Origin of the sequence: Luteimonas sp. TWI382 (genome assembly GCF_039674545.1) — a bacterium.
In the GTDB taxonomy this organism is placed as follows: domain Bacteria; phylum Pseudomonadota; class Gammaproteobacteria; order Xanthomonadales; family Xanthomonadaceae; genus Luteimonas.
Window position 1 is genome coordinate 12,222 of the sequence record NZ_JBDJNS010000028.1, and the last position, 10,654, is coordinate 22,875.

General features: G+C 71.4%; 12 protein-coding genes and 1 other RNA gene. 10 read left to right on the top strand and 3 right to left on the bottom strand.

Annotated features, from left to right (window positions below; translation table 11 throughout):
* Positions 1–94: 94 nt before the first annotated feature.
* The 5 genes from ABE505_RS14635 to thiL are packed head-to-tail and all read left to right on the top strand — an operon-like array spanning position 95 to position 3,756.
* The gene (locus tag ABE505_RS14635) at positions 95–712 is read left to right on the top strand and encodes a riboflavin synthase (protein ID WP_346445246.1); all 618 of its coding nucleotides are present in this window, start codon (positions 95–97) and stop codon (positions 710–712) included.
* Positions 709–1,809, top strand: coding sequence for a 3,4-dihydroxy-2-butanone-4-phosphate synthase (ribB, locus tag ABE505_RS14640; RefSeq protein ID WP_346445245.1), 1,101 nt, complete (start codon positions 709–711; stop codon positions 1,807–1,809). The genes ABE505_RS14635 and ribB overlap by 4 nt, the downstream gene beginning before the upstream one ends.
* Before the next feature lie 40 nt (positions 1,810–1,849).
* Positions 1,850–2,317, top strand: a complete 468-nt coding sequence (gene ribH / locus ABE505_RS14645; RefSeq protein WP_346445258.1) for a 6,7-dimethyl-8-ribityllumazine synthase — start codon at positions 1,850–1,852, stop codon at positions 2,315–2,317.
* A complete protein-coding gene (gene nusB / locus ABE505_RS14650) occupies positions 2,314–2,778 on the top strand; it encodes a transcription antitermination factor NusB (protein ID WP_346445244.1) in 465 nt (154 codons plus the stop codon). The genes ribH and nusB overlap by 4 nt, the downstream gene beginning before the upstream one ends.
* A gap of 21 nt (positions 2,779–2,799) precedes the next feature.
* On the top strand, positions 2,800–3,756 hold the full coding sequence (thiL, locus tag ABE505_RS14655; protein ID WP_346445243.1) for a thiamine-phosphate kinase: 957 nt from the start codon (positions 2,800–2,802) through the stop codon (positions 3,754–3,756).
* A gap of 1 nt (position 3,757) precedes the next feature.
* Here thiL and ABE505_RS14660 read toward each other — a convergent pair whose 3' ends face one another.
* From ABE505_RS14660 to ABE505_RS14670, 3 genes are all read right to left on the bottom strand, one after another.
* Positions 3,758–4,315 carry a TlpA disulfide reductase family protein gene (locus ABE505_RS14660; protein WP_346445242.1) on the bottom strand — a complete coding sequence of 186 codons (558 nt, stop codon included), beginning with the start codon at positions 4,313–4,315 and terminating at the stop codon, positions 3,758–3,760.
* A 174-nt stretch (positions 4,316–4,489) separates the two neighbouring features.
* Positions 4,490–4,870: a YraN family protein gene (locus ABE505_RS14665; protein WP_346445241.1), complete on the bottom strand. Its 381-nt coding sequence runs from the start codon at positions 4,868–4,870 to the stop codon at positions 4,490–4,492.
* On the bottom strand, positions 4,867–6,096 hold the full coding sequence (locus ABE505_RS14670; protein WP_346445240.1) for a penicillin-binding protein activator: 1,230 nt from the start codon (positions 6,094–6,096) through the stop codon (positions 4,867–4,869). The genes ABE505_RS14665 and ABE505_RS14670 overlap by 4 nt, the downstream gene beginning before the upstream one ends.
* 76 nt (positions 6,097–6,172) lie before the next feature.
* Between ABE505_RS14670 and rsmI the strand changes: the two genes are divergently transcribed.
* From rsmI to rsmH, 5 genes are all read left to right on the top strand, one after another.
* Positions 6,173–7,009 (top strand): 16S rRNA (cytidine(1402)-2'-O)-methyltransferase, encoded by an 837-nt coding sequence (gene rsmI, locus ABE505_RS14675; RefSeq protein ID WP_346445257.1) that lies wholly within the window; start codon positions 6,173–6,175, stop codon positions 7,007–7,009.
* Positions 7,010–7,047: 38 nt separating this feature from the next.
* Positions 7,048–7,917 (top strand): alpha/beta hydrolase, encoded by an 870-nt coding sequence (locus ABE505_RS14680; protein WP_346445239.1) that lies wholly within the window; start codon positions 7,048–7,050, stop codon positions 7,915–7,917.
* A 112-nt stretch (positions 7,918–8,029) separates the two neighbouring features.
* An RNA gene (gene rnpB, locus ABE505_RS14685) (RNase P RNA component class A) lies at positions 8,030–8,408 on the top strand.
* 821 nt (positions 8,409–9,229) lie between these two features.
* Positions 9,230–9,679 carry a division/cell wall cluster transcriptional repressor MraZ gene (locus tag ABE505_RS14690; RefSeq protein ID WP_346445238.1) on the top strand — a complete coding sequence of 150 codons (450 nt, stop codon included), beginning with the start codon at positions 9,230–9,232 and terminating at the stop codon, positions 9,677–9,679.
* Positions 9,667–10,653 carry a 16S rRNA (cytosine(1402)-N(4))-methyltransferase RsmH gene (rsmH, locus tag ABE505_RS14695; RefSeq protein WP_346445256.1) on the top strand — a complete coding sequence of 329 codons (987 nt, stop codon included), beginning with the start codon at positions 9,667–9,669 and terminating at the stop codon, positions 10,651–10,653. Before ABE505_RS14690 ends, rsmH begins: the two co-directional genes overlap by 13 nt.
* Position 10,654 lies beyond the last annotated feature (1 nt).

Consider the following 10,654-nt stretch of genomic DNA (forward strand, 5'->3'; position numbering starts at 1 on the left):
TCATGCGTGGCCCCGCGGCCGCGCGCGCTGTCGCGTCCCGAACCGTTCCCATTCGGCACACCGTGCGGGCGACCGCGCGGACGGAGGCAGCGACATGTTCACCGGATTGATCGAAGGCGTCGGACGCCTGGTTTCCAACGAGTCCCGCGGCGGCGACGCGCGGCTGCGCATCGCGGTCGGCACGTTGCCGTTCGCGGACGTGGCGCTGGGCGAGAGCATCGCGGTCAACGGCGTTTGTCTGACGGTCGTCGCACACGACGACGCGCACTTCGAGGCCGATGCCTCGACCGAGACGCTGGCCCTGACCACGCTCGGTGCGCTGGCCGCGGGCCGACCGGTGAACCTCGAGCGCGCGATGCGCCCGACCGACCGGCTCGGCGGACATCTGGTCAGCGGCCACGTCGATGGCGTCGGCCGGGTGGCCTCGGTGCACGACGACGCGCGCGCGCAGCGCTGGCGCTTCGAGGCGCCGGCGGCATTGCTGCGCTACGTCGCGCATAAGGGTTCGATCTGCGTCGATGGTGTCAGCCTGACGGTCAACGCGGTCGATGCCGACGGCTTCGAAGTGGCGCTGGTGCCGCACACCGTGGCGCACACTGCGTTCGGCGTCACCGCGGTGGGCGAGGCGGTCAACCTGGAGGTGGACCTGGTCGCGCGCTATGTCGAGCGCCTGCTCGCCAGCGGCGTGGTGCCGCCTGGAGCGCACGCATGAACTTCGCCCCGATCCCCGAACTGCTCGAGGAGATCCGCGCCGGCCGGATGGTCGTGGTCGTCGACGATGAGGACCGCGAGAACGAGGGCGACCTGATCATGGCGGCCGAACTGGTCCGGCCGTCCGACATCAACTTCATGGTCACCCACGGTCGTGGCCTGGTCTGCCTGCCGCTGACGGCCGACCGCGCGGCCCAGTTGGGCCTGGCGCCGATGGTGCGAGCCAACACCGCGCAGTTCCAGACCAACTTCACGGTCAGCATCGAGGCCGCCGAGGGCGTGACCACGGGCATCTCGGCGCACGACCGCGCGCACACCATCCGCACCGCGGTCCGGGCCAACGCGCGGCCGGAGGACCTGCACCAGCCCGGCCACATTTTCCCGCTGATCGCCCAGCCCGGTGGCGTGCTGACCCGGGCCGGCCACACCGAGGCCGGTGTGGACCTGGCGATGCTGGCCGGTCTTGAGCCGGCGGGCGTGCTGGTGGAGATCCTCAACCCCGACGGCAGCATGGCGCGTCGTCCAGAGTTGGAGGCGTTCGCGCGCGAGCACGGGCTGAAGATGGGCTCGATTGCCGACCTGATCGCCTATCGCCTGAGCACCGAGCGCACCGTCGAGCGCATCGACGAGCGCGAGATCGAGACCGAGTTCGGCCCGTTCCGGCTGATGACCTATCGCGACCGGATCGCGCACGAGCTGCATTTCGCGCTGGTGCGCGGCACGCCGGATGCGGCGACGCCGACGCTGGTCCGTGTGCAGGTCGAGAACCCATTGGCCGACCTGCTGCACTGGCGCCGCGACGATTTCGGCGTCGCCGCCACCGATGCGCTGCGGGCGATCGCGGCCGAAGGGCAGGGCGTGATGGTCGTGCTGTCAGCGCCGCGCGATGCCGATGGCCTACTGGCGCGGCTGCGGCGCGAGCCGGTCGTGCGCCCCCCGGGCAAGGACAAGGATGTCGGGCAGTGGCGACGCAACGGCGCCGGCGCGCAGATCCTGGCCGACCTCGGCCTGGGCCGGCTGCGCGTGCTGGGCACGCCGCGCCGGCAGATCGGCCTATCCGGCTACGGGCTGGAGGTCGTGGAGACCGTTCCGGCATGACGCGCGCTAAACTGGCCGGCCTGAGCGAGACCCCATGCCCATGAGCCACATCGAAGGCGACCTGCGCGCCCCGACCGGCGCGCGTTACGCGATCGTCGCCAGCCGCTGGAATCCCAAGATCACCGACGCCCTCGTTGCCGGCGCGCGCGCGGCGTTTGCCGACCACGGCGTCGCCGACGATGCGGTCGACGTGGTGCGCGTGCCCGGCGCCTGGGAGATCCCGCTGGCGTGCGCGCGCCTCGCCGCGGCCGGCGATTATGCCGCACTGCTGGGCCTGGGCTGCGTGGTGCGCGGCGATACCCGGCACTACGAGCAGGTGGCCGACGGCTGCAGCGATGCGCTGATGCGCGTTGCGCTCGATGCCGGCGTGCCGGTCGCCAACGGCGTGCTCGCGGTCGAAGACTACAGCGACGCCGAGAAGCGGGCCGGCGGTAGCCATGGCAACAAGGGCGAGGAGGCGGCGCTGGTCGCCATCGAAATGAGCAACCTGCTGGACAAGATCGGATGACCCAGACCCGCAAACCCCATGGCGTCGACCCGGTGCTGCGCTCGCGCGCGCGCCGCCGCGCGCTGCAGGCCGTCTACGCGATGCAGATGTCCGGCGCGCAGGCGCGCGAGATCGTCGCGCAGTTCGCCCACGAACAGGCCAAGGAAGTCGCCGATCTGGCGTACTTCGAGGATCTGGTACACGGCGTGGGCAGCCGTTACCGCGAACTCGACGCCGCGCTGGCGCCGTTCCTCGACCGCGAGATCGACGAGGTCGACCCGATCGAGCGCGCGATGCTGCGCATCGCCGCCTACGAGCTGCAGCACCGCGTCGACGTGCCCTACCGCGTGGTCATCGACGAGGCCCTGCGCACGGTCAAGCGCTTCGGCTCCGAGCACGGCCACACCTACGTCAACGGCGTGCTCGACCGCGCCGCTGCGCAGTGGCGCGCGCCCGAGGTCGGGGCGTTGCGCAGCCGCTGACCGCCTTCGCGTCGCATTCCGGTGGCTGGCGAGTTCTCGCTGATCGATCGCATCCGCGCCCGCGTGGTGCGACGCGACGATGTGGTGCTGGGCATCGGCGATGACGCCGCGCTACTGACGCCCGAGGCGGGCGGGCAGCTCGTGGTGGCGATGGACACGCTCAATGTCGGCGTGCATTTTCCCGGCGACACCGCCGCTGCCGACATCGGCTGGAAAGCGCTGGCGGTCAATCTGTCGGACCTGGCGGCGATGGGCGCGCGACCGGCCTGGTGCACCTTGTCGCTGTCGCTGCCGAGCCCCGATACGGAGTGGATCGACGCCTTCCTCGACGGCTTCGACGCGCTGGCGCGTCCGCACGCGGTTGCGTTGGTCGGTGGCGACACCACGCGCGGCCCGCTGTCGGTCTGTGTCGCGGTCCACGGCTTCGTTGCGCCCGGGCAGGCGCTGCGACGTGATGGTGCCCAGGTTGGCGACGACGTCTGGGTCAGCGGCTCCCTGGGCGATGCGGCCGCCGCACTTGCGCAGTGGACGCAGGGCGGGGCGCGCTATACCGAATTGCGCCGCCGGCTCGACCGGCCGGACCCGCGGCTCCCACTGGGTCAGGCGCTGGTGACGCATGCGCATGCCGCGATCGACGTGTCCGATGGCCTGCTGGCCGATCTCGGCCATCTCTGCCGGGCGAGTGGGGTGGCTGCGCAGGTCGATGTCGATGCGCTGCCGGCCTCCGCGGCGTTGCGGCGCGAGATCGCCGATCCTGGACAGCGGCGTGCGCTGCAGGCCGCGGGCGGCGACGACTACGAACTGTGTTTTACCGTGCCCCAGCATGCGCGCGCAGCGATCGCCGCGATTGCGCGGGCCAGCGGGATCCCGGTCACCCGGATCGGGTGCGTCGTGGCCGGCGACGGCGTCGTCGCGCGCACCGGCGACGGTGCCGCCTGGACGCCCGCCCGCGCCGGCTGGGACCACTTCGCCGGTTGAATCAGCGCGATGCGGTGTCCGGCACCGGACGGGTGCGCACCTCGTCGGGCAGCAGGCTCAGCACTTCGTCGATGATGCCGGGCAGGGACTGCTCGCTGTAGCCGCGATGCGTGAAGGCGACGCGGCCGTCGCGGTCGAGCATGAACATGTGCGGCAGCGTCCTTACCCCGTAGAGATCGCTGATGCGGCCGCGCGGGTCCGGGACCCAGGTCAGGTCGATGTCGCGGTTCTTGCGGACCACGTCGATGAAGTCGGCGCGCGGTTCCTTGTAGTTGACCGCGACGACCTCGAGCGCATCCCGGCCGACCACGCGCTGGAAATGGCCCAGGACCGGCAGTTCCTTGCGGCAGGGCGGGCACCAGGAGGCCCAGAAGGTCACGATCACGACCTTGCCGCGCAGCGCGGCAAGATCCACCTCGCGGCCCGCGCGATCCTTGCCGAGCAACGGCGGCGGCACGCTGCCGACCGGCGGTGGTGTCGCCTCCTGGGCGCACGCGCCGCCCATCGCAGCGGTGAGCAGCGCGCAGGCCAGCACGCAGCTGACGATCGATCGCCTCATCCCTGAATCCCCTGTGGTTCCCCGCGCCGATCTTCGCATGCGCCCGGCCTGATACGTACTGGGTCTCGCCAGGGGCGGTGCGTTCGCGCGGCGATCGACACGCACGAATGCGTTTGATCGGGTATCGCTGCCTCGCGGATCGACGCACGCCGCCCGCGCGGCGCGGACACACGCTCAATCGTCCGCGCGGAACGCGTCCTCGATCCAGCGCAGGGTCGGCGCGGCCGCATCGCCGGTGGTTTCGACGACATCGAAGCGGCAGGGCAGGTCGCGCAGTCGGGGCTGGCGCGACAGGAACAACTGCGCTGCCAGTACGATCCGACGACGCTTGCCGGCATCGATCGACGCCGCGCCGCCGCCGAAGCGCAGGGTGCGCCGGTGCCGCACCTCGACGAACACGACCGTCGCGGCCGCGCCGCGCGCATCGCGCATGACCAGGTCCAGCTCGCCGCCGCGGTAGCCGACGTTGGCGGCCAGCAGCGTCAGTCCAGCCGCCTGCAGGTGGGCCAGCGCCGCCAGCTCGGCGGCCTGGCCGTCGCTGCGGCGCTCGTTCAACCGCCAGCGTCCGCCTGCGCGACCACGCGGCCGTCGCGCCAGGTCGCCCAGGCCGGCTGGCGCACGACCTGGCCGCCGGGGCCGATGCGCAGCATGCCGGTGGCGCCGCCGATGCCGGCCTCGGCATTGCGGCTCAGATGTTCGAGGTAGCCGCTCAGCAGCCAGGCATCGAAGCCGAACGCGAACAGCCGCGCCGCGCCGCCGCGCGCGGTCGGCAGGTCGCGCGCGATCGTCGCCTGCGGCGGCAGCGAGCGCGCGCTAGCGCCGGTGGACCAGCTTTCGGTCGGGAACATGATGCCGTCCAGGATCTGGTCTTCCTCCGGCTTGCCGGTGCCTGCGGTCAGCTGCGAGGTGCCCAGGCGCAACCGGCTGCCGAGCCCGGCGACCGACAGCTGGGGGGCGATCACGCGCGCCTGGTTGCCGCGGATCGCCAGGAACACCGCATCCACGCCCGCGCCGGCGGTCACCGCATTGTGGAAGGCGGCGGTCTGGTCGACCGGGGTGTCGCCGACGACCGCGATCGTGCCGACGATGGTGCCGCCGGCCTGGGTCAGACGCGCGCGCAGGGCGTCGACGCTGCGCCGTGCATTGTCGTCGCCATTGCTGAGCACCAGTACATTGCGCGCGTTGCGGCGCAGCAGGTACTGCGCGGCCGCATCGCCTTCGTCCTCCGGCGCCAACGAGAACGCCGCGGCGTTCTGGGGGGGCGTGGTCGCACCGCGGTTGAGCCCGAGCAGCGGCACCGCCGAGGCCGACTGCATGACCGCGTCGACCTCGTCGCGGCCCAGCGGCCCGACGATCTGGTCGGCGCCCTCGGCGATCGCGCGGGCATAGGCCCCGGCGGCGCCGGCCGGCGTGCCGGCGGTGTCGTAGAAGGCCAGTTCCGGCCGCGTGCGGCGCTCGCCGTAGTAGCCGGCCAGCAGGCCGTCCCGGACCGGGCCGGCGGCGGTGGCCAGCGCACCGCTCATCGGCAGCAGCACCGCGAGCTTGCGCGGCGGGCGGTAGCCGTCGGATTCGGCGGGCGGGCGAGCGTCGTCGAACTGCCAGCGGCCCGGCTCGGCGGGGGCGGCGTCGCCGGCCCCTGGGCCGGCGGTGCCGGTCGTGCGCACGGTCGCGCACCCGGCGATCAGCGCCACCAGGGCCACGGCCACCATCGGGCGGGTGGCGCTGCCGGGACGGAGGACGCGCGGGGTCGCGTGCGCGGTCTGGGCCTGGGTTGCTGTCATGTCGCGGTTCCGCTGCGGGATAATGGCCGCATTCTAGCGTTCCGCTGTGGAGACGATGACTGCATCCGCCCGCCCCATGCCCGCGCCGGGCGTCCTGCACGTCGTCGCCACGCCGATCGGCAACCTGGGCGACCTGTCGCCCCGCGCGCAGCAGGTGCTGCGCGAGGTCGATGCGATCTGCGCCGAGGACACCCGGCACACCCGCCAGTTGCTCGGCCATTTCGGCATCGAGCGACCGCTGGTCGCGCTGCACGAGCACAACGAGGACGGGCTGGCGGCGCGCCTGGTGGAGCGCCTGCGCGGCGGCGAGGCCCTGGCGCTGGTCAGCGATGCGGGGACCCCGCTGGTCAGCGATCCGGGTTTCCGACTGGTCGCGGCCGCGCGCGCGGCCGGCCTGCGGGTGTCGCCGGTGCCGGGCCCGAGTGCCTTGATTGCGGCGCTGAGTGCGGCCGGGCTGCCCAGCGACCGGTTCGTGTTCGAAGGGTTTCTGCCGGCGAAGGCGGGCGCGCGGCGCGAACGGCTGCAGGCGCTCGCCGCCGAGCCGCGCACCTTGTTGTTCTACGAGTCCTCGCACCGGATCGACGCAATGCTCGCCGACGCCGTCGCGGCATTCGGTCCCGCGCGCCGCGCGGTGGTCGCCCGCGAACTCACCAAGTTGTTCGAGACCGTGCTCGACGGCGACCTGGCAGCGTTGCACGCGCGCGTCGTCGCCGACGCCGACCAGCGCAAGGGCGAGTTCGTCGTGCTTGTCGAAGGCGCGCCCGCTTCCGAGGATGCAGCACTGGCGGAAGGGCGGCGGCTCTACGCCGCGCTCGCGCGACACTTGCCGCCGTCGACCGCGGCCAAGGTCGCCGCCGAACTCAGCGGCGCGCCGCGCAAGGCGCTCTACGGCCAGGGAACTCAGGACGCCTGAACGGGTCGAATGGCATCCGTCGCAAGGATGCCGATCGCATGTCCCGAGACCTCCGCCGTCTGGCGGCCGTCATGTTCTGTTTCGTGCTGGCCGGTTGTGCCTTCCGCGTGCAGGAATCGCATCTCGTCCGGCCGATGCCGGCGCCGCCGACCGATCTGGACGCGCTGCGTGCCGCCTACCCGGCCCACACCGCGACCGAGACGCGGATCGAGACCGCCGATGGCGCCTCGCTGTACCAACTGCGGTTGCAGCGGCCCGACGCCCGCGCGACGGTGCTGTACTTTGGCGGTAACGGCTATCGCATCGGGTTGCATGCCAAGTTCGCCCTGCGGGCTTACGAGGCATTGCCAGTGGATCTGGTGCTGGTCGATCACCGCGGCTACGGTGGCAGCACCGGGACACCGACCATCGCCGCGCTGCAGGCCGACGCGCTGCAGGTCTACGATGCGCTGCGCGCCGAGACCGCGGCGTCGGGCCGGCCGCTGATCGTGCACGGGCAATCGCTGGGCAGTTTTCTTGCCGGCCATGTCGCCGATGCGCGCACGCTCGATGCCGTGATCCTCGAAAGTTCGATGACCACGACCGAGGACTGGGCCGCGGCGATGCGCGCGCGGTCGGGGTTCTGGACGCGGCTGGCAGTGCGCCGCTTCGACATTGCGCCGGCGTTGCGGCAGGCCGGCAACCTCGAGATCGCCAGGCGGCTGGACGAGCCGGTGCTGTTCGTTGTCGGCGAACGCGACGTCGTCACTGCGCCGCGGTTCTCGCAGGCGCTGTACGACGCGACGCCGCTGCCGCCCCAGGACAAGCGCCTGGAGGTCGTGCCCGAGCGCGGCCACAACGACGCGTCGTCCTCGCCCCAGTTCCGCGCCGCGATGCTGGCGCTGCTGGATCGCGTCGAGCGCGATTGAGGGTGGGGGGGGGGGGGCGCAGGTTGCCGGTATGCATGAAACGCACCGCGTGGCGACGTGCTCCAAGCCGAGGCTGCCACGTTTGGAGTGGCATGCGACAATGCGCGCCGGCGGAGTCGGCCGGACAGTCGCGTCGTCGGCCTTCACTTCGGTGGAGACCGGCGCCGAGGAAAGTCCGGGCTCCACAGGGCACGGTGCCAGGTAACGCCTGGGCGGCGCGAGTCGACGGAAAGTGCAACAGAAAGATACCGCCAGCGGCCCGGTCGTCTCCGGACGGCCAGGTGCGGGCAAGGGTGAAATGGTGCGGTAAGAGCGCACCGCGAGCCTGGTAACAGGCCGGCACGGCAAACCCCACCGGGAGCAAGACCAAATAGGGACCTCATGACGCGGCCCGCGTCGGGTCCGGGTAGGTTGCTTGAGCGTATCGGTGACGATGCGCCTAGAGGAATGACTGTCCACGACAGAACCCGGCTTACAGGCCGGCTCCGCCACCTGATCGAAAGCGGCTGATCTCCCCTGCAGCGCAGGGGAGGTCGGCACGTGCTGCGGGCTGGACGGGCTGCGTTGGTCGAGATGCGGCGCGCTCGTCGAGGTCGCGGCGTGATGGAACGCAGTGAGTAGAGAAAGGCCCGATCCTGCGACCGTCCGCCCCCACCCCAGCCCTCCCCCGCATGGCGGGGGAGGGAGCAGGCGTCCGCCCCCGCCCCAGTCCTCCTCCGCAGGTGGGGAGGGACCAGGCGTCCGCCCCCACCCCAGTCCTCCTCCGCAGGTGGGGAGGGCGCAGGCGTCTGCCTCCACCCCAGGCCTCCCCCGCAGGCGGGAGAGGGCGCATGGCGGGTTCGCATTGCATGCGAGGTCTCCCTGCAGCGCCGCGTACCGATCACCTCCCCCGCACCGCGGGGGAGGTCGCGCGCGCAGCGCGCGGGTGGGGGCGGGTTGGGGGCGGGGCTCTCGTCGCTTAGGTGAGACAAACGCGACATTTCTGCGCGTCAACCCGTCGCACCCCGGCGGTCGGCCTGCATATGTTGCATTGCAACATGACGATTCCGTAAAGGCCGCGTGACGGTGACGTTCAGGTCCAAAAGTGACGCATTCTCAAAATTTGAGACGAAACAGACGGTTGTGGATAAAGCTTGAACAAGTCTCTGAAGAGTGTCGCAAGTCATTGACGGGACAGGCGAAAAGCGCCGTACAAAGCTGTTGACAACCCGCAGACGCACTCCTAAGGTGGCGACACGTGGGGAAACCTGGGATTTCGTGGTTTTCCGGCGCACAAGCCCGCCGAAGACGGGCGCCACGAGGTAGGACGGACGTGTTCCAGGGCGAAACCGCCATCACCATCGACGACAAGGGCCGACTGGCGATTCCCACCGCCTATCGGGATGTCGTCGCGCGTGAGTGCGACAACCGTCTGGTGCTGACCTACAACCCCTTCGACGCCGGCAGCCTCTACCTCTACCCGTACAAGGTCTGGGAAGGCGTTCGCGACAAGATCAATGCGTTGCCGCGCACCCGCTCCACCAACCGCACCCTCCAGCTCAAGCTGGTCGGTGCGGCGATGGTCGTCGAGCCCGACGGCAACGGCCGCATCGGCATCCCCGCCAGCCAGCGCACGACCGTCGGCATCGAACGCAAGGCGGTGCTGGTGGGCATGGGGGACAAATTCGAACTCTGGAGCGAGCAGGCGCACCAGGCCCAGATCCGGCAGACGCTCAGCGACGCGGACATGGACGGTGACGACCTGGTCGGATTGCAGTTGTGACGGGCGGTGGTGCGGATGCCACGTCCGGCCACCTCCCGGTGTTGTACGCGCAAGTCCTCGAGGGCCTGCGTGTACGTGAAGACGGGCGGTACCTGGACGGCACGTTCGGACGCGGCGGCCACGCTGGCGGCGTCCTCGAACGCCTTGGCCCCGGAGGTCGACTGCTGCTGATGGACAAGGATCCCGACGCGATCGCAGTGGCCCAGGCGCGCTTCGGCGCCGACGCGCGCGTGGCGATCCGCCGCGGCAGCTTCGCTGCGCTCTCCGATTGGGACGCCGTGGTGCAGGCGCCGCTCGACGGCGTGCTGTTCGACCTGGGCGTGTCGTCGCCGCAGCTCGATGTCGCCGATCGCGGCTTCAGCTTCGGCAAGGACGGCCCGCTGGACATGCGCATGGACCCCGACACGGGCGAAAGCGCTGCGCAGTGGCTGGCGCATGCCGCCGAGGCGGAGATCGCCGACGTGCTGTGGACCTATGGCGAGGAGCGCATGAGCCGGCGCATCGCGCGGGCGCTCGTCGCGCGCCGCGCGCAGGCCCCGTTCGAGCGCACCGCGGACCTGGCGGCGGTCATCGCCGCGAACGTGCCGCGCGCCAAGCCCCAGCGCGGCCAGCGCGAGACCCATCCGGCGACGCGCTCGTTCCAGGCGATCCGGATCCACGTCAACCGCGAGCTGGCCGATCTGGAGGCCGGTCTCGATGCCGCGCTCCAGGCGCTGGCGCCGGGCGGACGGCTGGCGGTGATCAGCTTCCATTCGCTCGAGGATCGCATCGTCAAGCGCTTTATCGCGCGCCACGCCAAGGCGCCGGCCGGCAATCGCCGCCTGCCCGAAGCGCAGGCGTTCGTGCCGGTGCTGCGCATCGTCGCCGACGCCACCAAGGCCGACGCCGCCGAGCTGCACGACAACCCGCGCGCGCGCAGCGCCGTGCTGCGCGTGGCCGAGAAGTTGCCGGCCGCCGATGCGGAGGTCGCATGAA